The following is a 21232-nucleotide window of genomic DNA, read 5'->3' on the forward strand; positions in this document are numbered from 1 at the left end:
CGCGAGCATGACGAGAGCGGCCGCCCGNNCGGGCGGCCGCTCTCGTCATGTCGGGAGACGTCCGGTCAGCAGAAGAACCCGGGCGTGAGCGTCACCGTCGTGCCGCGCGCGGCGCTGCCGTTCGGGTCGTAGCTGCACACCTTGTAGACGTCCCAGTACTTGCCGCCGAGGGGCAGCTCGATGTCCTCGATCGTGGGATTCACCTTGAACCCGGCGCTCTGCAGCGCGTCGACCGCCTGCCGCACGGTCTTGCCCTTCACATCGGGGATCGGCAGCGGCTGCGGTCCCTTCGAGACGGTCAGCGTCACGGTGTCGCCGGGGCGCCAGGGGCCTCCGTCTGCACGCTCGGCGCTCTGGGCGATGACCGACCCCCTGGCGACCGAGTCGCTCCAGTCCTCCGGGCGCTCGTCTGCGACCTGCAGGCGGGCGTCCTCGAGCTGGCGCACCGCCTCGTCGACGGGTCGCCCGGTGACGTCGGGAACCGGGCCGAGCGAGAGCTGGATGAGCGCCGTGTCGTCCTCGAACACCTCGCAGCCGTCGGCGCAGGCGTACGCCTCGCCCTGGTCGCGCGGAGTGACGCGCACATTGAGGACCAGGTCCTTCCCGAGCTCGTCGAAGTACTCCTCGACGTCATCCGCGACGTTCACGCCGTTCTCGGTGAGGATGGCGCGCACCTCGTCGGCGCTCTTGCCGCGCAGAGCCGGCAGGTCGTGCCTGGCGGGGCCGGTCGAGACGACCAGCGTCACCGTGCTGTCCTTCTCGACCCGCTCGCCTTCGCCGGGCGCGGATTCGATGATGAGCCCCGCGTCGACGTCGATCGACGACTTCTCGGCCCGCTCGGGAACGAGCCCCTCGGAGGTGACCGCGGCAGCGGCGTCCTCGTAGGTCATCCCCGCGACAGTCGGAACGGCGATGAGCGAGCCGGGGCCGGATCCGAACCACCATCCGACACCTCCCGCGAGCACCGCGAGCAGCAGCACGACGGTGAGCAGCGCCGCGCCGGTGGAGCGGCGACGTGCGGTCCGGCGACGCAGCCGGGTGGCGTTGTCGACCGACTCCTCCGTCTCCTCGACGGGGGTCGGCAGCAGCGCGGTGCCCGGCAGGATCTTCGTGACCGATCCGGAGTCGTATTCGCGTGCCGGCGCATCGGTCGCGGTGGGGGCGGGGGCGACGCCGATCTCGCGCTCGATCTCGCGCAGTCGCGTGAGCATCGCCTTCGCGTCGAGGGGACGATCATCGGGGGACTTCTCCGTGGCCCAGAGCACCAGCTCGTCGAGCGGCTCGGGAACCGACGGGTTGCGCGCGCTCGGTCGCGGTACCTGCTCGGTGGCGTGCTGGAAGGCGATCTGCATCGGCTGCTCGCCCTTGTACGGCTGCTCGCCGACGAGCATCTCGTACAGCATGATGCCGAGGGCGTAGATGTCGCTGCGCGCGTCCGCCGTGCCGCGGGTCACGAGCTCGGGGGCGAGGTAGGCGATCGTGCCGAGCAGCTGGGCGCCGGTGGCCGTGTTCGCCGTCGTCGCCCTGGCCAGTCCGAAGTCGCCGATCTTGATGCGGCCGTCCTCGGCCAGCAGGACATTCTCGGGCTTCACATCGCGGTGCACGATCCCGGCGGCGTGGGCGGCGGCGAGACCAGAGAGGATCGCGTCCATGATGGTGATCGTCTGCGTGATCGTGAGCCGCTTCTGCTCGCGCATCAGCTCGCGCAGGGTGATGCCGGGCAGGTACTCCATCACCAGGTAGGCGAGCTCGCCGTCCTGACCCTGGTCGAACACGTTCACGACGTGCGGATCGGCCAGCCGCGCGGCGGCTCTGGCCTCTTGGATGAAACGGCTCTGGAACGCCGAGTCGTCGCTGAGATGCGCGTGCATCACCTTGAGCGCGATGCGCCGCTCGAGACGCATGTCGGTGGCCACGTAGACGGTCGCCATGCCACCACGGGCGATCCGCGCGCGAACACGATACCTGCCGTCGACAAGCCGCCCGATGAGCGGGTCGGCCTGCGGAGTGTTCACAGGTCGAGTCTATGAAGAACAGGCTGGGTGAACAGGCAACGGCGCACCGCAGGCGGGTTTCGATCCGGTGACGATGGGCGCGTCATCGCAGCGCGGCGAGCCACTGATTCGCCTGCCGCTCCCACATTCGGTAGCGATCCGGGTACGCCGACACCTGCACGGCCTGGGCGGCAGCGGTGAACGGCATGTCCTGCCACCCCGGGATGTCGAGCAGCCCCCGGGTCGCGGAGCCGTTGGGGTCGGCGGCGCCGCCGTAGAACACGCGGATGCTGCGGTCGGCATCCAGCGCCTGCGCCGTCGTGCCCCACCCCTGACTCGGGCGCTGCTGGAACAGGCCGAGGGAGTCGCGGTCGCCGTGGTCGAGGTTGCGCATCGACGACTCGACCATCGCCGTGGCCAGCGCGATCGCGATGCCGCGATCGGGCACGCCGAGCTCGCGTCCGATGCGGACGATGTGCGCCGCATGCGCGGTCTGGGTGGCATCCAGCGCAGCCGAGCGCTGCGGTGCCGTCGCCGCCGCGGCCGGCGCCGGGGCGGTGAGCCGAAGCGCCTGTCCCGGGTAGATGATGCTGCCCTCGCCGAGGCCGTTCACCTGCAGCAGGTGAGAGACGCTCGTGGCGTACTTCCGGGCGATCGCGAAGAGGGTGTCGCCCGAGGCGACGGTGTGCGAGGCGGGCGCCGCGGCAGCGGGCGGAGCGGCGGGCGCCACGGCGGAGACGGGCGCGGGGGCCGGTGTCGAGCCGGCGGCGACGCGCAGCGTCTGGCCCGGGGTGATGATGGCCGAGCCGGCGATGCCGTTGATCGACATGATCGCCGAGACCGTCGTGCCGTATCGCTTCGCGATGGCGAACACGGTGTCTCCGGGCACGACCGTGTGCGTGGCGGCCGGCGCGGCAGCCGGCGGTGCGGTGGTCGACGGTGCTGATGCGGGGGAGAGGCGCAGCTTCTGGCCGGGGAAGATCACCGATCGCCAGCCCAGGCCGTTCCAGGCGAGCAGGTCGGCTGTGGCGACACCGTGTCTCGCGGCCACCGACGAGACGGTGTCACCCGGTCGGATCGTGTAGTCGGACGGCCGCGCGACGACAGGGCGGACGACGGTGCGCGGTGCGCTGGCGGCGGTCGGCACGGTGCGCACGCTCGGCGCGTGGCTCGCCGCCGCGGCGGAGCGGACCTCCGCGGCGCCGGCGGGCGCGGCGGTGAGGGCGGCCGCCAGGGTGCCGACGACGACGGCCGGTGCCGCGATCCGCACGGCCGCGGTGCGCGGGTTGGTCATGTTCATGTCGTCTCTCTCCCGTGGTCCCCAGGTGCGCCCGGTTCCCAGAGGCGCTTCGATCCACAGAAACGCTGACACGCATGTAAACGGATGTCAACAGATGGGAACAGTGTGACTCGCGTGGTTCATGTGATCTGAGACGCCGCGGTCGGCTGCGGATGAGATAGTGGGAGGGTGTCTGAGAACGCTGCTGATCCCTCCGCCTGGCTGACGATTCCCGAGCTCGCCGAGGCGCTTCACGAGACGCCTGGCCGCGTCCGCCGTCTGCTCGACGAGCACTACCTGATCGGCTCGCGTCGGCACGGCTCGTTCGCGGTGCCCGCCGTGTTCGTCGTCGAGGGCCGGCCGCTGCCGTCGCTGCGCGGCACGATCATGGCACTGCAGGACGCCTCGTTCTCGGACGACGAGATCATCGACTGGCTGCTCGCGGAGGAGGAGACGCTCGGTCGCTCGCCGATCGCCGCGCTTCTCGCCGGGCACAAGAGCGAGGTCCGCCGCGTGGCCCGAACCCTCGCCTGAGGGCCCGTCCATCCGGCGGCGTGCCCGCATGACGGCTGCGTGCAGCCCGACCGGGCTGCCGGAGCGGCTCAGGCAGACCGGGTGATCGCGGCCTCGGCCAGACCCTGCAGCGTCCGCGCCGCGGTCTCGTTCAGATCCGCGTCGCGGAGCGCTCGCACGGCCGCATCGCTGTAGTCGGAGATCATCTGCTCGACGCGCGCTGCCGCGCCCGTCTCGTGGATCAGCTCCTGCAGACGAGCGACCTCGTCGGCGCTGAGGTCGGGATCGCCGATGCGCGCATCGAGATGAGCGCGGGCATCCGCAGTCAGCGCCTCGCGCGCGATCGCGATGAGCGCGGTGCGCTTGCCCTCGCGAAGATCGTCGCCCGCGGGCTTGCCCGTGACGGCGGGATCGCCGAAGACGCCGAGCACGTCGTCCCGCAGCTGGAAGGCCATGCCGACCGGATGCCCGAACGCGCGCAGCTGCGTGAGCAGCCGCCCGTCCGCGCCGCCGAGGGTCGCGCCGAGGAGGATCGGCTGCTCGACGCTGTAGCGCGCGGACTTGAGCGCTGCCACGCGCAGCGCCCGTTCGATGAGCGAGGCCGGCGGGTTGACGCCCCAGGCCGACTCCTCGGTCACGTCCAGCATCTGGCCGACGGTGACGTCGCGCCGCATGCGGGCGTACTCGGCGCGGGTGGGCGCGGCGTGCGGATGCCCGGCGAGGCACTCCTCGAGCAGATCGTCGCTCCAGGCGACGAGGAGGTCGCCGAGCAGCACCGCCGTCGCGCGGCCGAAGGTCTCGGCGTCGCCGTGCCAGCCGGCTTCGCGATGCGCGGCTTCCAGCGCGCGATGCGAGGCAGGGCGCCCACGGCGCGTGTCGGAGTTGTCGATCAGGTCATCGTGCACGAGGGCCGCGGACTGGAAGACCTCCAGCGCCGCGCCGAGACCCCACAGCGCGGGGTCCGCCGTCGTGCTCTCGCCGGCGGCTGCGAGCCAGCCGGCATGCGCGAAGCGCGCGCGGAGACGCTTTCCGCCCTGCAGCGTGGCGACGGCGGCGTCCAGGAACAGCTCGGCGTCGGGTCCGTACTCCGCGCTCTGCGAGCGGATGCTCTGCACGAATCGGTCGAGTCTCGCTGTGACGGCGTCGATGACGAGGGAGGAAGACACGATTCCCAGCCTAGATGCAGACAATCGGGCGCCGCTCGGCTAGCCGACCGCGTCGCGCGCGGGTAGACTGGGATGACCGAACCGAGGGGGTTGGACATGCCTCTTTCCGAACAAGAGCAGCGCATGCTCGATGAGATGGAACGCCATCTCCTCCAGCACGATGCCGATGTCGTCACCGCGCCGTCCGGCGACCGGGCTCTCAGCTACCGGAATCTGGTCTACGGCGCTCTGCTGCTGCTCGCGGGCATCGGCGGTCTCGTCGCCGCAGTCGCCGCAGGTGAACAGCTCGGTGTCGTCGGCAGCATCATCCTCGGCGTCGTCGCCTTCCTCGCCATGCTGGGCGGTGCGATCCTCGCGTTCACGCCGGTGCGCCGCACCGCGCAGGCCCCCGCGCCGACGAGCACTCGCAGTGCGAAGCCGCGCGACTCCTCGTTCATGGATCGCATGAACGACCGCTGGGATCGGCGGCAGGACGACCGCTGAGTCGCACCGTCGACCCTGACCCCCCGAGAGACCCGGATGCCGAGCATCCGGGTTTTTTCATGCCTTCGTGACGGCGTCCGGTCCACCGCCCGCCCCGACCCCTCCACTCAGCCTCCACCGCGCTCCACCCGCTCACTTCGCCGGAATGACGGGCGCTGCGCGCGCGGGCGGGCGAACCCCGACGCGTACCGCGCCGAATTCTCGTAGGAAAGTGGAGCGAAGTGGAGTAAAGTGGTGCGCACCTCGGGTTGGCCGGACGCAGAGGGGGTGATGACCGGTGCTGCTGGGTACTCACACGCCGAAGCTGGACGACAAGGGCCGTGTCATCCTTCCTGCGAAGTTCCGCGAGGACCTCGCCGGCGGCATCGTGGTCACCCGCGGGCAGGAGCGATGCCTGTACGTGTTCAGCACCGCCGAGTTCGAGGCCAAGCACGAGCGGATCCGTCAGGCCCCGCTCACCGACAAGCAGGCGCGCAGCTTCCTGCGCATGTTCCTCTCCGGAGCCAGCGCCGAGATGCCCGACAGCCAGAACCGCATCACCATCCCGGCCCACCTGCGTCAGTACGCGGGTCTGGAGAAGGAGCTGGTCGTGACCGGAGTCGGCGCCCACGCCGAGATCTGGGACGCCGCCGCCTGGAACGACTATCTCGAGAGCAACGAAGAGTCCTACGCCGATCTGGAACAGGAGGTGATTCCCGGCTTGTTCTGACCACGGCTGTGATGCCTCGCCGCTCCGCCCCGACACACTTCCCCGGTGCCGGGTCGAGCGGAGAGGAATCAGAGCCGGAGGTCACGGGAGAACATCATGAGCATCCGCGACATCCACACACCCGTGCTGCTGGAGCGCTGCATCGAGCTGCTCGCACCGGCGCTGCAGCAGGACGGCGCGGTGCTCGTCGACGCCACGCTCGGCATGGGAGGGCACTCCGAGGCGTTCCTGGAGCGCTTTCCCGGCATCCGCCTGATCGGACTCGACCGCGACACCGACGCCCTCCGGATCGCGGGCGAACGGCTGGCGCCCTTCGGCGATCGCGTCACGCTCGTGCACACCGTCTACGACGAGATCGGCCTGCACGCGCAGGGCGCCTCGGCGATCCTGTTCGACCTCGGCGTCTCCTCGCTGCAGCTCGACGAGGCGGAGCGCGGCTTCGCGTACTCGAAGGATGCACCGCTCGACATGCGGATGGACCAGACGAAGGGGCGCACCGCGGCGACCATCCTCGCCGAGTACAGCGAGGGGCAGCTGCGACGCATCTTCGAGCGCTTCGGCGAGGAGAAGCTCGCCGGCCGGTACGCGCGGTTCATCGTGGCGGCCAGGGAAGAGCATCCGCTCACCCGTTCCGGTGAGCTGGTCGACCTGCTCGTCGCCGCCACGCCCGCAGCGGCGCAGCGCGCCGGGCACCCCGCCAAGCGCGTCTTCCAGGCGCTGCGCATCGAGGTGAACTCCGAACTCAGCGTGCTCGCCGACGCCATCCCCGCGGCGATGGACGCCCTGGTCGTCGGCGGCCGGATCGCCGTCATGGCGTACCAGTCCCTGGAGGACCGCCTCGTCAAGCAGGCGTTCGCGGCGGCATCCAGGTCGACGGCGCCCGCCGGCCTCCCCGTGGAGCTGCCCGAGCACGCTCCCCGCTTCCGCGCCCTGACGAAGGGTGCGGAACTGGCGAGCGACGAAGAGAAGGCGCGCAACCCGCGCGCGATACCCGTGCGGCTGCGCGCCGCTGAGAAGCTGAGGGAGTCGGCATGAGCCTCCAGACCGCGCGCGCCCTGCCGCGCCCCGCACCGCACGTGGACGCACCGCGCGCAGAGCCGTCGCGGCGGCTGACCCCGGTCACCGCGCCCGCGCCCAGACGCCGGCCACGCCTGGGGTACGCCGCCCTCGCCGTCGGCGGTGCACTGGCGATCGGTGCCGCGCAGATGGGCATCTCGCTCGCCACCACTCAGGACGCGTTCGTTCTCGCGGGCCTGAACACCCAGCAGCACGAGCTCGGGCTGCAGAAGCAGTCGCTGCACGAGCAGCTCATCGGCATCAGCTCGCCGCAGTCGCTCGCGCAGAAGGCGGATGCCCTGGGGCTCGTCGTGGCAGGATCCGCGTCGTACCTGCGTCTCAGCGACGGGCAGGTCCTCGGCGCCGGAGACAGCGCCAGCTGGGCATCCACCGTCAACCCGAACGGGGGAACCGCGATCGGCAACGCGCTGCTCGCACCGCCGCCGCCACCACCCGCCGCCGACACCGTGCCGGTTCTGGACGACGCCGCCCCCGCCGACGCCGCAGCTGACGCCGTGGTCGTCCCGTCCGAGCCTGCCGCCCCTCCGGTCGTCACCGGCGGCCTCCCCACCCCCGTCACCCGATAGCCCACGTCACGGAGACGCGAATGACGACTCGAGCCACTCGTTCACAGCGCCGACGCACTGTCGTCGCTCTCGCGGTGATCCTCACGGTTCTCAGCGCCTTCGTGTTCCGCCTCGTCGACATCCAGGTGGTGCACGCCGACGACCACGTCGCCGAGGGGGTGAACACCGGGAATCTCGGATCGACCCAGGTGATCGCCGGGGCGCGCGGCGACATCACCGACGCCACGGGCACCGTGCTCGCCTCGAGCGTGCTCGTCTACGACGCCGAGCTGTCCCCGGTGCTCATCCGCCAGTTCGAGGAGCAGACCGACGAGCGGAAGAAGCCGAAGCTCGCGTGGGATGAGGCCAGCGAGCGCATCGCCCGCATCGCGGGCATCAGCGCCGACGGCCTGCGCGAGCGCCTCACCGAGAAGCTCGCAGAGGATCCGGACTCGCAGTACCTCGAACTGGCGAGCGGATTGAGCACCGAGCAGTACCTCGAGCTGCGCTCGCTGAAGGCCGATCAGGGTCTCGCCTACATCGCCATGAAGCCGCGGTCGGTGCGGGTGTACCCGAACGGAGCGGTCGCCGGCAGCACGCTCGGCTTCCTCGACGGATCCGGCGCCCCCCAGTACGGCGTCGAGCGCATCGCGAACGAGTGCCTCACGCCCGAGAACGGCGAGATGACCTACCTCAGCGGTCAGGGCGGTGTGAAGATCCCGGGCAGCGAGCAGATCACGCCCGCCGTCGACGGCGGCACGGTCGAGCTCACCATCAACAGCGACCTGAACTGGTACCTGCAGCAGATGATCGCCGAAGAGGCGCAGAAGCAGGGCGCCCAGAGCGGCACGGTCACCGTCGTCGAGGTGAAGACCGGGAAGATCCGCGCCATGGCGGAGTGGCCGGCGCTCGACCCGAACGACGTCGACAGCGTGCCGGCCCGGCTGTGGAACTCGCAGATCTTCACGTACACCTACGAACCCGGATCGACGTTCAAGCCGATCACCGCGGCGACGCTGCTGGAGGAGAAGGCCATGACACCCGAGACCACCGTCTCGGCGGAGAGCCGGGAGCGCTTCCCCAACGGCGCGAACATCGGCGACGCCTTCTCGCACCCCCGCTACGACTACACCCTCGCCGGCGCGCTCATCGACTCGTCGAACGTGGCGCTGTCGAAGTTCGGCACGATGGTGTCACCGGAGACCCGCTACGAGTACCTGAAGAAGTTCGGCGTGGGCGAGAAAACCGATGTCGGCTGGTATCTGGAGGAGCCGGGCGGGGTGGCGGCACCGCAGACCTGGGACAGCCAGACCCTGTACACGACCACCTTCGGTCAGGCGTTCACCGTCACGCCCGCGCAGGTGGTGCGCGCCTACCAGACCCTCGCGAACGACGGCGAGCGGATCGGCCTGAGCCTGATCGAATCCTGCACCGGCAGCGACGGCACGGTGCACCGGACCCGCGCCGAGCGCGAGCAGGTCATCTCCGCCGACACCGCCTCCCAGGTCCGTCGCATGCTCGAGAACGTGGCGGTGCAGGGCGGGCTCGCCGACACCATCGCCGTCCCCGGCTACCGGATCGGGTCCAAGACAGGCACCGCGCAGAAGCCGGACGGGCGCGGCGGGTACAAGGCAGGGGTGTACTTCACGAGCATCCTCGGCGTCGCTCCGATCGAGGATCCGCAGTACGTCGTGATGGTCACCCTCGACGAGCCGACTAGGATTACATCGTCCGCGGCGACCGCGCCTGCTCTGCAGAAGGCGCTCACCCAGGTGCTCAAGACCTACCGCGTCGCTCCCTCTTCGCAGCCCATGGACGAGCTGCTTCCGAAATTCGACTAGCCGGCGCTCCGCCGCGCAAGGAGATGCCACATGATCGCCCTTTCGCTCGGTCAGATCGCCGAGATCCTCCGAGGTGAGCTGCGCCTGCACGCCTCCGACACGGCTGACACCGTCGTGGACGGGGTCGTCGACACCGACTCCAGGGAGATGACCCCCGGAGCGATCTTCGTCGCCAAGCCCGGCGAGACCACCGACGGGCACCGGTTCGTGCCGGCCGCCGCCGATGCGGGCGCTGTGCTCGCCATCGTGGAGCGCCCCGTCGAGGCGCCGATCACGCAGATCGTCGTCGCCGATGCCGTCACCGCTCTGGCCGACCTTGCGCGAGAGGTGGTCGCGCGCGTGCGCGCGGCAGGCCGACTGCGGATCGTGGGCATCACCGGTTCGAACGGCAAGACGACGACGAAGAACTTCCTCGCGCGCATCCTGTCGGATGAGGGCGAGACGGTCGCACCGGTGCGCTCGTACAACAACGAGGTCGGCGCACCGCTGACCATGCTCCGCGTGACCCCTGACACGCGCTACCTGGTCAGCGAGTTCGGCGCCGCCGGGCGCGGCAGCATCGCGCGTCTCGCCGGTCTCGTCGAGCCGGACGTCTCGGTCGTGCTGATGGTCGGTCTGGCGCACGCCGGAGGATTCGGCGGCATCGAGCAGACGGCGCTGGCGAAGTCCGAGCTGGTCTCCGCCGCACGAGCAGACGGGACCGCCGTGCTGAACGTCGACGACCCGCGTGTCTGGGCGATGCGTCGCATCGCCGAGGAGCGGGGCATGTCGGTGGTCGGTTTCGGCCAGCATCCGGATGCCGAGGTCCGCGCCGACCGCATCGAGGTGGCGTCCGACGGCACGACCGCGGCCATCATCGTCGACGGCGAGGAGACGCCGCTGCGGCTGCAGGTGCTCGGAGCGCACCACGTGCACAACGCCCTCGCCGCGATCGCGGCCGCCCGCGTGCTCGGCGTGCCGGTCGCGGACTCGATCAGCCGCCTGGAGACGGTGCGGATCGCCGAGCGCTGGCGCATGCAGCCGATGGGCTCCGACCGCGTGCGCATCATCAACGACGCGTACAACGCCAGCCCCGACTCGATGGCCGCGGCTCTTCGCACGCTCGCGCAGATCTCCGGGCCCGGTGAGCGCACGGTCGCCGTGCTCGGCGCGATGAGCGAGCTCGGCGAGACGGCAGGGGAGGAGCACGATCGCATCGGTCTGCTCGCCGTGCGGCTGAACATCCAGCGGATCGTGGTCGTCGGCCCTGAGGCGAGGCGTCTGTACCTCGCGGCTGTCGGCGAGGGCTCGTGGGACGGCGAGGCCGTGCATCTGCCCGATCAGGACGCGGCGTTCGAGTACCTGAGACACGAGCTGCGGGACGGGGATCGGGTGCTCGTGAAGTCGTCCAACTCCGCCGGGCTCCGCCATCTCGGCGATCGTCTGGGAGAATCGTTCTCGTGAGGTCTTTGTTGATGGCGACCGCGATCTCGCTCGCCTTCTCGCTCTTCCTGACCCCGGTCTTCCTCAAGGTCTTCCGCCGGATCGGCTGGGGGCAGGTCATCCGCACCCCCGAGGACATCGCCAACCCGAGCCACGAGGCCAAGCGGGGCACGCCCACGATGGGCGGCGTGATCTTCATCCTCGGCACGATCGTGGGGTACTTCGCCGGCAGCCTGTTCGGCGGCACGACGCCCGCTCTGTCGGCCATCCTCGTGCTGTGGCTGATGGTCGGCTTCGGCGTCGTCGGATTCGTCGACGACTACATGAAGGTCCGCAGTCAGCGCAGTCTCGGGCTCTCGGGCTGGCGCAAGGTCGTCGGACAGCTGCTCGTGCTCGTGCCGTTCGGCATCGTGGCGCTGAACTTCCCCAACCGCCTCGGGCAGTATCCCGCCAGCGGCTACGTCTCGCTGTTCCGCGACATCCCCTGGCTCAACCTGTTCGCGTTCGGGGCGGTGCTGGGCTGGATCCTCTATCTGATCTGGGTCGCCGTGATCGGCGTCGCCACGTCGAACAGCGTGAACCTGACCGACGGGCTCGACGGTCTGGCGGCAGGCGCGGGCGTCTTCGTCGTCGGCGCGTACAGCCTCATCGCGTTCTGGCAGTTCAAGCAGTCGTGCGTGGGATCGCTGCTGGCGCAGGCCGGATGCTACGAGGTGCGCGAGCCCCTCAACCTGGCGACGGTCGCGGCCGCGTTCGCGGGTGGACTGGTCGGGTTCCTGTGGTGGAACGCGCCCAAGGCGAAGGTGTTCATGGGCGACGTCGGATCGATGGCCATCGGAGGCGTCGTGACGGCGATGGCGATCCTCACCCGCACCGAGCTGCTGCTGTTCATCATCGCGGGCATCTTCGTCATCTCCTCCGGCTCGGTCATCCTGCAGCGCCTGTACTTCAAGGTCACCCGCGGCAAGCGCCTGTTCCTGATGAGTCCGTTCCATCACCACCTCGAGATGCGCGGCTGGGCCGAGGTGACGATCGTCGTGCGGCTGTGGATCATCGCCGGGCTCCTCGCCGTGTCCGCCGTCGGACTCTTCTACGTCGACTGGCTGATCCAGGCATGAGCACGCGACTCGACTCGCTCACCAGCTGGCACGCGGACTGGTCGGGGCTGCGCGTCGCCGTGCTCGGCCTGTCGATGACGGGGTTCTCCGCGGCGGACACGCTCACCGAGCTCGGCGCCGATGTGCTCGTGCTCTCGGAAGAGGCCTCGGAGGAGTACGCCCGCCTCGTTCCCGTGATCGGCGCGCGCCTGGAACTCGGCTCGCTGTCGGAGGTGCCGGCGGCACTGAGCGACTTCGCTCCCGATGTCGTCCTCGCCTCGCCCGGCTTCGCGCCATCGCATCCGGTGATCCGCTGGGCGCAGCAGCTCGACATCGCCCTCTGGGGTGACGTCGAGCTGGCCTGGCGGGTGCGCGACAAGGTTCTGCGGGCCGACAGCACCCCGGCCGAATGGGTGCTCATCACCGGGACGAACGGCAAGACCACGACGACGCAGCTCGCTGCGACGCTGCTGCAGGCCGGCGGGCTGCGCGCGGCGCCCTGCGGCAACATCGGCGTCCCGGTGCTCGACGCCGTGCGCGACCCCGGCGGCTTCGACGTCCTCGTGGTCGAGCTGTCGAGTCATCAGCTCTGGTACATCGGGCAGTCGGCGGCGGCCGGGCAGCTCGTGCCGCACGCCGCGGTCTGCCTGAACCTGGCGGACGACCACCTGGTGTGGCACGGCAGCGCAGATGCCTATCGCGAGGCGAAGTCGTTCGTCTACCGCCACACGAAGGTCGCCTGCGTGTACAACAAGGCCGACGCCGCGACCCTGCGCATGGTCGAGGAGGCGGATGTCATCGAGGGCGCCAGGGCGATCGGGTTCGATCTGGGCACCCCGGGACCGAGCGACCTCGGCGTCGTGGACGGCATCGTGGTCGACAGGGCGTTCCACGACGATCGTCGCCACAGCGCCCTCGAGCTCACGACCGTCGCCGAGCTCCGGTCGGTCGGGCTGGACGCACCGCACATCGTGCAGAACATCCTCGCGGCGTCCGCCCTCGCCCGATCGCTCGGCGTCGCACCGTCCGACATCCACGACGCTCTGCAGGGCTTCGCCCTGGACGCGCACCGCATCCAGGTCATCGCCGAGCATCGCGGTGTCCGCTGGATCGACGACTCGAAGGCGACCAACCCGCACGCCGCCGCCTCGTCCCTGCGCGCCTACCCGGGCGCCGTGTGGGTCGTCGGCGGCGACCTGAAGGGCGTCGACCTCGCCGCGCTCGTCGCCGACGCCGGCCGCACGGCCGCTGCGGCGATCGTCATCGGCGTGGAGCGCGCTCCGGTTCTCGCGGCATTCGAGCGACACGCATCGCAGGTGCCCGTCTTCGAGGTCGTCCCCGGCGAGACTGGGGAGGTCATGGATCGCGTCGTGGAACTGGCGGCCGGGATCATCGACGGCGAGGGCACGGTGCTGCTGGCCCCCGCCGCGGCATCCTTCGACCAGTTCTCGAGTTACGCGGACCGAGGAGAGCGCTTCGCACAGGCGGTGCGCGGATGGATCGAGCGATCCGGAACGTAGACGGAGAGGGCGGATGACGCAGACGACCAGCCCTCCGAGCGCCGGCGACCGCGGTCTCGCCGCCCGCGTCTCCCTCGGCAGACGGTTCACGCCGCCGACGACGGAGTTCGTGCTCATCGCGTCGACCGCCCTGGTGCTGACCGTCTTCGGATGGGTGATGGTGCTCTCCGCCACCAGCGCGAGGCCCGACCCGTGGGACGGCGCGCTCAAGCAGGGGATCTTCGCGATGCTCGGCATCCCGCTGATGCTGCTGATCAGCAGGATGCCCGTCGCCTTCCTCGGACGGATCGCCTGGCCCGCGCTGATCGGCGCGACCGCGCTGCAGCTGCTCGTGTTCGTGCCGGGCCTTCGCGTGTCGTCGTACGGCAACACGAACTGGGTGAACATCGCCGGTTTCCAGCTGCAGCCCTCTGAATTCCTCAAGCTCGCCCTCGCCCTGTGGATCGCGTTCGTGCTGCTGCGCAAACGCGCGCGCCTGGGCATCTGGCACCACGTGTTCATCCCGGTCGTCCCGGTCTCGATCATGGCCATCGGCACCGTGATCGGCGGGGAGGACCTCGGCACCGCGATGGTCCTCGTGCTGATCGTGCTCGGGGCCCTGTTCTTCGCCGGTGTCAAGCTGCGACTGTTCATCCTTCCCCTGATCGGCGGCATCGTGGCCGTGCTCGGCTACGCGCTCACCAGCGAGAACCGGATGAAGCGCATCCTCTCGGCGTTCAGCCCCGAGTCCTGCGACCCGACGAGGGAGTGCTACCAGGCGGTGCACGGGATGTGGGGCATGGCCAACGGCGGGATCTTCGGCGTCGGCCTGGGCAACTCGCAGGAGAAGTACGGCTGGCTGCCCGCCGCGGAGAACGACTACATCTTCGCGATCGTCGGCGAGGAGCTCGGCCTGATCGGCTGCGTTCTGGTGCTCGCGCTGTTCGCGGTGTTCGCGATCGGCGTCTTCCGCATCGTGCGCCGCTCAGCCGACCCCTTCGCGCGGGTCGCCGCCGGCGGCATCGGGGTGTGGATCCTGGGGCAGGCGCTCATCAACATCGGCGTCGTGCTGCGAGTGTTCCCGGTGATGGGCGTGCCGCTGCCGTTCATGTCGCAGGGCGGCAGCGCGCTCATCTCGGTTCTCGCCGCATGCGGTGTGCTGTTGGCCTTCGCACGCACGCTCCCCGCCGCAGAGTCCGTTGCCCGCGCTCAGCCTACGCGCGGGCGGGTCGCGACGACGCAGGGTAGGGTCGCGAAGAGCGATGTACTGAGCGAGCGGAGCGCGACGAAGTGATTTCGTATCTCCTCGCCGGCGGGGGCACCGCCGGCCACGTCAATCCGCTGCTCGCCGTCGCCGACCAGCTGCGCGATCGCGCCGACGGCGACGTGCTGGTGCTCGGCACGAGGGAGGGGCTCGAGGCGCGCCTCGTCCCTGAGCGGGGGTACGAGCTTCTCATCGTCGACAAGGTGCCGTTCCCGCGTCGTCCCGATGGTGCGGCGGTCGTGTTCCCCGCGCGCTTCCAGCGTGCGGTGTCGCAGGTGCGTCAGCACATCCGCAGCCGCGGCGTGGATGTCGTCGTCGGATTCGGCGGCTACGCCTCTGCGCCCGCCTATGTCGCCGCACGGCGCGAACGCATCCCCTTCGTGGTGCACGAGGCGAACGCCAGACCGGGTCTGGCGAACGTGCTCGGCGCCCGCTCGGCGGCCGCTGTGGGCGTCGCATTCGCGGGTACGCCGCTGAAGCGCGGGGAGGTCGTCGGCATGCCGCTGCGCCGCGAGATCGTCGACCTCGACCGCCGGGCGACGCGGGCCGAGGCCGCCGCCCACTTCGGCCTCGACGCGGAGCGTCCTGTGCTGCTCGTCTTCGGCGGGTCGCTGGGCGCCCTGCGCCTCAACGAGGCGATCGCCGACTCGTGGGGCGACGTGCTCTCCGCCGGCTGGCAGCTGCTGCACGCCACGGGCGAGCGCAGCGACCTGGTCGATCCGGGGGTGCCCGGATACGCCATGCGCCGGTACATCGACCGGATGGATCTCGCGTTCGCCCTCGCCGATCTGATCGTGTCGCGCTCGGGCTCGGCGACGGTCAGCGAGGTCAGCGCCCTGGGCATCCCGGCGGTGTACGTGCCGTACGCGGTCGGCAACGGCGAGCAGCGACTGAATGCGGCCTCCGCCGTCGCGGCGGGAGCCGCCGTGCTGCTCGACGACGCGACCTTCGACGGCGATGTCGTGCGCGAGAAGATCATCCCGCTCCTCCGCGACCGCTCGCGCATCGACGCGATGGCGGCCGCGGCCGTGAGCATCGGCTCCCGCACGGGCACCGAGGACCTCATCGCGCTGATCGATCGCGCACTCGCTGAAAAGTAGACTGGGAGCGACATGATCAGACCCGACCTCTCCCTTCCGATCCCCGACACCATCACCTCCGCGCACTTCATCGGCATCGGCGGTTCCGGTATGAGTGGGCTCGCGAAGATGTTCCTCGATGCGGGCATCCGCGTCTCCGGCTCAGACCGGGCCGACAGCGACAACCTGCGAGCACTCGCTGCCGCGGGGGCCACCGTGCACGTCGGACATGACGCCGCGCACCTCGGCGACGCCGACACGGTCATCCACACCGGGGCGATCTGGCCCGAGAACCCCGAGTTCGTCACGGCGAAGCACCGCGGTCTGCACGTGATCCACCGCTCGCAGGCGCTGCACTGGCTGATCGGCGGGCGCCGCCTCGTCTCCGTCGCCGGTGCGCACGGCAAGACCAGCTCGACCGGCATGCTCGTCACCGCTCTGCAGGCGCTGGGGGCCGACCCGAGCTTCGTCAACGGCGGCGTCATCGAGCAGCTCGGCGTCTCGAGCGGCACGGGGGCCGACGAGCTGTTCGTGATCGAGGCCGACGAGTCAGACGGCACGTTCCTGCTGTACGACACGGCCGTCGCCCTGATCACCAACGTCGATCCCGACCATCTCGACTTCTTCGGGTCCGAGCAGGCGTTCTACGACGCCTTCGTCCGCTTCGGCGACGAGGCGCGACAGGCCGTGGTGATCTCGAGCGACGACCCCGGAGCGCAGCGGGTGCGTGCCGGCCTCAGCCACCGCGCGGTCGTCACGTTCGGGCGCGCGGCGGACGCCGATCTGCGCATCGACGACATCGTCACCACCGGCGGCGCGTCCGCGACGCTGGTGCACAAGGGCGAGTCGGTGCGCATGCAGCTGGCCGTCCCCGGCGCGCACAATGCGATCAACGCGGGCGGCGTCGTCGCGGTGCTGCTCACGCTCGGCTACGGGCTGACCGAGGCGGCGCGCGCGGTGGAGGGATTCGCCGGGACGGTGCGCCGGCTCGAGCTGCACGGCGAGGCGCGCGGCGTGCAGGTGTACGACGACTACTCGCACCATCCGACCGAGGTGCGCGCCGCTCTCGAGGCGATGCGCGGGGTCGCGGGCTCCGGTCGCCTGATCGCGATCCAGCAGCCGCACACCTACTCGCGCACGCAGCACATGTTCCGGGAGTTCGCCGCTGTGCTCGAGGAGCTCGCCGATCACACGGTGATGCTCGACGTGTACGGCGCGCGCGAGGACCCGGTGCCGGGGGTGACGGGAGAGCTGGTCAGCGGGGCCTTCGCCGACCAGGCGAACGTGTGCTACCTGCCCGACTGGCAGCAGGCGGCGGACTACACCGCCCGCATCGCCCGCGAGGGCGACTGCGTGGTGACACTGGGCTGCGGAAACGTGTACCAGATCATCCCGCAGGTGCTCGACGCACTGCGCCGCCCCGCCGAGGACTGACGTGCGGCGCCCGGCACCGCTTCCCGCCTCGCCCGAGGAGCCGACTCCGGACGACGTCGCCGACAGCGCATCGCCCGAACGCCGTCGCCGCCCCCTGCTGCGTTTCGGCGCGACGGGGCAGCGCGACGCCGGCACGCGGGTCGGAGCACCCGACGTCGGCGCCCCGGATGCCGCTGATCCGGACGCTTCTGGAGTGAAGCCCGTCTCGGGCTCCGACAGCGACGGGTACGCCGTGACCGCGGTGATCGAGGACGGCGAACGCGATGCCGGGCAGCCCGCGATGCGCAGCAGCGAGGTCTGGCGCGCCGCGCGCGCACGGCGGAAGGCGCTGCGCGCCGAGATCCGTCGATTCACCCAGCGCTCCCGGCGGCGGCGTCTCGCCGTATGGGGATCGACGGCCGCTCTGGTCGCTCTCGTCCTGGGCAGCATGATCGCGGCGTACAGTCCGCTGTTCTCGGTGGAGAAGATCACCGTCGCCGGCGCGACGAGCATCGATCCGGCCGCCGTGCAGCGATCGCTGTCCGACCAGATCGGCGCGCCGCTCGCGCTGGTCGACGCGGACCGCGTGGCGTCGGCGCTGGCCGAGTTCCCGATCATCGAGTCCTACGCCCTTGAGGTCCGCCCGCCGCGCGAGCTGCTGGTGCGCATCGTGGAGCGCACACCGGTGGGAGCGATTCGCGACGGCAACGCCTACTCGGTGGTCGACGCCGCCGGCGTGGTGCTCTCGACGAGTGCGGAACGGCCCGAGAGCACTCCGGAGCTCGACATCACCGGCGGTCTCGACTCGGCCGCGTTCCACAGCGCGGGACTGGTCATGCGGTCGCTGCCCGCCGACCTGCGCGCGACGGTGACTCAGGTGCGTGCGGCCTCCGGCGATGATGTGACGCTCAGCCTCGCCGACGGCAAGACGGTCGTCTGGGGGAGTGAGCAGGACTCGGCTCGCAAGGCCGCGGTGCTGGTTCGCCTGATCGCCGCCGCGCCCCAGTCGAGCACGTTCGACGTGTCGTCTCCGACCGTTCCTGTGGTGGGTTGAGGGCAGATCGCGGCGACACGCCGTGTCGGTGCGCGCGCATGACGGTGTTGCGCATAGCGTCGTTGACGAGAACGCAATACCGGGAAACAGTTTAACCCTCTCGTTGAGGTTTAAGGTTTATCCCTCGTCAGGCTCGAATAACGGAGGCCGGCCATGAGCCAGAACCAGAACTACCTCGCCGTGATCAAGGTCGTCGGCGTCGGCGGTGGCGGCGTCAACGCCGTCAACCGCATGATCGAGCTCGGACTCCGCGGAGTCGAGTTCATCGCCGTCAACACCGACGCCCAGGCGCTGCTGATGAGCGACGCCGACGTCAAGCTCGACGTGGGCCGTGAGCTCACTCGCGGCCTCGGCGCCGGAGCCGATCCCGAGGTGGGCCGTCGGGCCGCCGAGGACCACGCCGAGGAGATCGAGCAGGCGCTCACCGGCGCCGACATGGTCTTCGTCACCGCCGGAGAGGGCGGCGGCACCGGCACGGGCGGCGCACCCGTGGTCGCGCGGATTGCGAAGTCGATCGGCGCGCTGACCATCGGCGTCGTGACCAAGCCGTTCTCGTTCGAGGGCCGTCGCCGCCAGAGCCAGGCCGAGGCCGGCGTCGCGAAGCTGAAGGAGGAGGTCGACACCCTCATCGTGGTGCCGAACGACAGGCTCCTCGAGATCAGCGATCGCGGCATCTCCATGATCGAGGCCTTCGCCACCGCCGACCAGGTGCTGCTCGCCGGTGTGCAGGGCATCACCGACCTCATCACCACCCCGGGTCTGATCAACCTCGACTTCGCCGATGTGAAGTCGGTCATGCAGGGAGCCGGTTCCGCGCTCATGGGCATCGGCTCGGCGCGCGGCGCCGACCGTGCCATCAAGGCGGCCGAGCTCGCCGTCGAGTCCCCGCTGCTGGAGGCTTCGATCGAGGGCGCCCACGGTGTGCTGCTGTCGATCCAGGGTGGCTCGAACCTCGGCATCTTCGAGATCCACGATGCAGCCGACCTCGTCAAGGAGGCCGCGCACCCGGAGGCCAACATCATCTTCGGAACGGTCATCGACGACAGTCTCGGCGACGAGGTGCGCGTCACGGTGATCGCCGCCGGCTTCGACGGCGGCGAGCCCGCTGCGCGGCTGGAGCCGATGGTCGTGGAGCGTCCGGCGGCCAACCCGCTGCCTGAGGTGCGCCTGGACGAGAAGGCCGCCGAGGAGCGCCCCGAGCCGGCCAGGCCGGCTGCGACGCCCGCGCCGGTGGCATCCAGCATCGAGCCGGCGTTCTCTGACGACGACATCGACATCCCCGAGTTCCTGAAGTGACGCTCAGCGCGCGGCTGTCGGCGATAGACGAGCGCATCGCCGACGCCGCGCGCCGGGCAGGCCGGGATCCGGGTGAGATCACCCGGATCGTGGTGACGAAGTTCCACCCCGCCTCCCTGGTGCGCGAGCTGCACGAGCTCGGTGTGACCGACGTCGGCGAGAACCGCCAGCAGGAGATGACGGCCAAGCGTGCCGCTCTCGACGGGCTCGGCGTACGCTGGCACTTCATCGGCCAGGCGCAGACGAACAAGGCCGCAGCGATCCGTCGGGACGCGGACGTCGTCCACTCCGTCGATCGCGTGAAGCTCGCGGACGCGCTGCATCGGGCCGATGTCGACGGAGACCCACTGGATGTGCTCGTGCAGGTCAACCTGACCGAGGACACCGGCCGAGGCGGCAGTGCGCTCGGTGACGCCGAGGCGCTGACCGAGCACGTCCTCTCCCTCCCGTCGCTCCGGCTCCGAGGCGTCATGGCGGTCGCCCCGCTCGACGAGGAGCCGTCTCGCGCCTTCGCACGGCTGCGCGACGTCGCCGATCGCGTGCGTGCCCTCGCCCCCGCGGCCACCTGGATCTCAGCCGGGATGACCGGAGATTTCGAGGCGGCGATCGACGCGGGCGCGACACACCTGCGGATCGGTTCCGCAATCACAGGACCGCGCCCCGACCGGGGTTAGCCTTTCAACCAGACCAGCCCGAACGTTCGAACCGGAGGACACGATGGGTAACCCGCTGAAGAAGACCATGGTGTATCTCGGCCTCGCCGACGAGGAAGAGGTCTATGAGGAGGAGGCCGCGCCGACGCCGGCCCGAGCCACGCGTGAGAAGCACGAGGTGATCGAACGCGACGAGACCGCACCGGCCCCCGTCACGCCGCTGCGTCGTCCGACGGCGGTTCGTCAGCCCGCGGCGGGCTCGGTCAACGAGATCCTCACCGTGCACCCCAAGCAGTACCGCGACGCGCAGATCATCGCCGAGAACTTCCGCGAGGGCGTGCCGGTGATCATCAACCTGTCGCAGATGAGCGACGCCGACGCGCGCCGTCTCATCGATTTCGCCAGCGGGCTCTCGCTCGGTCTGTACGGCCGCATCGAGCGCGTCACGAGCAAGGTCTTCCTGCTCTCGCCGGAGAACATCGCAGTATCCGGCCAGGGCGGCCTCGCGCAGGCGGATTCCGCCTCGTTCGACTCCTGATCCGTGGGAGCGATACTCAGCATCATCGGCGGCATCGCCGAGCTCGTGCTGACTCTGTACGTGCTCGTGCTGATCGCGCGGCTCGTGCTCGAGTACATCCCGCTGTTCAACCGGTCGTGGCGCCCGAAGGGGGCCGGGCTGGTCGCGGCGGAGCTCGTGTACACCGTGACCGACCCGCCGATCCGCTTCTTCCGCAGGCTCGTGCCGCCGCTGCGCCTCGGGACGATCGCGCTGGATTTCGGGTTCATGCTGACCATGCTCAGCGTGTTCATCCTGATGGCGGTCGTCCGGGCGCTGACCTGAGCGACTG

Annotated in this window: 20 protein-coding genes; 17 read left to right on the plus strand and 3 right to left on the minus strand. The window is 70.3% G+C overall.

All coding sequences use genetic code 11. From position 1 onward, the window contains the following. Positions 1–65 precede the first annotated feature (65 nt). Together pknB and BFN01_RS05950 are read right to left on the minus strand one after the other, a co-directional pair. Positions 66–2015 carry a Stk1 family PASTA domain-containing Ser/Thr kinase gene (gene pknB / locus BFN01_RS05945; protein ID WP_071642515.1) on the minus strand — a complete coding sequence of 650 codons (1950 nt, stop codon included), beginning with the start codon at positions 2013–2015 and terminating at the stop codon, positions 66–68. Between the two features lie 82 nt (positions 2016–2097). After that, positions 2098–3294 carry a LysM peptidoglycan-binding domain-containing protein gene (locus BFN01_RS05950; RefSeq protein ID WP_256221044.1) on the minus strand — a complete coding sequence of 399 codons (1197 nt, stop codon included), beginning with the start codon at positions 3292–3294 and terminating at the stop codon, positions 2098–2100. Positions 3295–3462: 168 nt separating this feature from the next. On the opposite strand from BFN01_RS05950, the gene BFN01_RS05955 reads away from it, so the two are divergent. Then, positions 3463–3807: an Rv2175c family DNA-binding protein gene (locus BFN01_RS05955; protein ID WP_071642517.1), complete on the plus strand. Its 345-nt coding sequence runs from the start codon at positions 3463–3465 to the stop codon at positions 3805–3807. Between the two features lie 68 nt (positions 3808–3875). Here BFN01_RS05955 and BFN01_RS05960 read toward each other — a convergent pair whose 3' ends face one another. After that, on the minus strand, positions 3876–4952 hold the full coding sequence (locus BFN01_RS05960) for a polyprenyl synthetase family protein (protein WP_313478192.1): 1077 nt from the start codon (positions 4950–4952) through the stop codon (positions 3876–3878). Positions 4953–5048: 96 nt separating this feature from the next. On the opposite strand from BFN01_RS05960, the gene BFN01_RS05965 reads away from it, so the two are divergent. The 16 genes from BFN01_RS05965 (at position 5049) to BFN01_RS06040 (ending at position 21225) form a co-directional block, all read left to right on the plus strand. After that, the gene (locus BFN01_RS05965) at positions 5049–5435 is read left to right on the plus strand and encodes a DUF3040 domain-containing protein (protein WP_071642519.1); all 387 of its coding nucleotides are present in this window, start codon (positions 5049–5051) and stop codon (positions 5433–5435) included. A gap of 277 nt (positions 5436–5712) precedes the next feature. Further along, the gene (gene mraZ / locus BFN01_RS05970) at positions 5713–6144 is read left to right on the plus strand and encodes a division/cell wall cluster transcriptional repressor MraZ (RefSeq protein ID WP_071642521.1); all 432 of its coding nucleotides are present in this window, start codon (positions 5713–5715) and stop codon (positions 6142–6144) included. 96 nt (positions 6145–6240) lie between these two features. Continuing rightward, entirely contained in the window at positions 6241–7179 is a 939-nt protein-coding gene (gene rsmH, locus BFN01_RS05975) for a 16S rRNA (cytosine(1402)-N(4))-methyltransferase RsmH (protein WP_071642523.1), read from the plus strand. Then, on the plus strand, positions 7176–7787 hold the full coding sequence (locus tag BFN01_RS05980; RefSeq protein WP_071642525.1) for a hypothetical protein: 612 nt from the start codon (positions 7176–7178) through the stop codon (positions 7785–7787). The genes rsmH and BFN01_RS05980 overlap by 4 nt, the downstream gene beginning before the upstream one ends. A 20-nt stretch (positions 7788–7807) precedes the next feature. After that, on the plus strand, positions 7808–9607 hold the full coding sequence (locus BFN01_RS05985; protein WP_071642527.1) for a penicillin-binding protein 2: 1800 nt from the start codon (positions 7808–7810) through the stop codon (positions 9605–9607). A gap of 30 nt (positions 9608–9637) precedes the next feature. Then, on the plus strand, positions 9638–11050 hold the full coding sequence (murF, locus tag BFN01_RS05990; protein WP_071642529.1) for a UDP-N-acetylmuramoyl-tripeptide--D-alanyl-D-alanine ligase: 1413 nt from the start codon (positions 9638–9640) through the stop codon (positions 11048–11050). Further along, positions 11047–12147 (plus strand): phospho-N-acetylmuramoyl-pentapeptide-transferase, encoded by a 1101-nt coding sequence (gene mraY, locus BFN01_RS05995; RefSeq protein WP_071642531.1) that lies wholly within the window; start codon positions 11047–11049, stop codon positions 12145–12147. The genes murF and mraY overlap by 4 nt, the downstream gene beginning before the upstream one ends. Continuing rightward, complete coding sequence (murD, locus tag BFN01_RS06000; RefSeq protein ID WP_071642533.1) at positions 12144–13646, plus strand: UDP-N-acetylmuramoyl-L-alanine--D-glutamate ligase; 1503 nt, start codon at positions 12144–12146, stop codon at positions 13644–13646. Before mraY ends, murD begins: the two co-directional genes overlap by 4 nt. Before the next feature lie 13 nt (positions 13647–13659). Next, positions 13660–14919, plus strand: coding sequence for a putative peptidoglycan glycosyltransferase FtsW (locus tag BFN01_RS06005; protein ID WP_071642535.1), 1260 nt, complete (start codon positions 13660–13662; stop codon positions 14917–14919). Next, complete coding sequence (locus BFN01_RS06010; protein ID WP_071642537.1) at positions 14916–15989, plus strand: glycosyltransferase; 1074 nt, start codon at positions 14916–14918, stop codon at positions 15987–15989. The genes BFN01_RS06005 and BFN01_RS06010 overlap by 4 nt, the downstream gene beginning before the upstream one ends. A gap of 12 nt (positions 15990–16001) precedes the next feature. Then, a complete protein-coding gene (murC, locus tag BFN01_RS06015) occupies positions 16002–17402 on the plus strand; it encodes a UDP-N-acetylmuramate--L-alanine ligase (protein WP_071642539.1) in 1401 nt (466 codons plus the stop codon). 1 nt (position 17403) lies between these two features. Next, a complete protein-coding gene (locus BFN01_RS06020) occupies positions 17404–18435 on the plus strand; it encodes an FtsQ-type POTRA domain-containing protein (RefSeq protein ID WP_071642541.1) in 1032 nt (343 codons plus the stop codon). Positions 18436–18588: 153 nt separating this feature from the next. Continuing rightward, the gene (gene ftsZ / locus BFN01_RS06025; protein WP_071642543.1) at positions 18589–19731 is read left to right on the plus strand and encodes a cell division protein FtsZ; all 1143 of its coding nucleotides are present in this window, start codon (positions 18589–18591) and stop codon (positions 19729–19731) included. Then, on the plus strand, positions 19728–20405 hold the full coding sequence (locus BFN01_RS06030) for a YggS family pyridoxal phosphate-dependent enzyme (protein ID WP_071642545.1): 678 nt from the start codon (positions 19728–19730) through the stop codon (positions 20403–20405). Before ftsZ ends, BFN01_RS06030 begins: the two co-directional genes overlap by 4 nt. 43 nt (positions 20406–20448) lie before the next feature. Next, positions 20449–20922 carry a cell division protein SepF gene (locus tag BFN01_RS06035; protein ID WP_071642547.1) on the plus strand — a complete coding sequence of 158 codons (474 nt, stop codon included), beginning with the start codon at positions 20449–20451 and terminating at the stop codon, positions 20920–20922. Between the two features lie 3 nt (positions 20923–20925). Beyond that, entirely contained in the window at positions 20926–21225 is a 300-nt protein-coding gene (locus BFN01_RS06040; protein WP_071642549.1) for a YggT family protein, read from the plus strand. The last annotated feature ends 7 nt before the right edge of the window (positions 21226–21232 follow it).

Origin of the sequence: Microbacterium sp. AR7-10 (assembly GCF_001878835.1) — a bacterium.
Lineage (GTDB): Bacteria > Actinomycetota > Actinomycetes > Actinomycetales > Microbacteriaceae > Microbacterium > Microbacterium commune.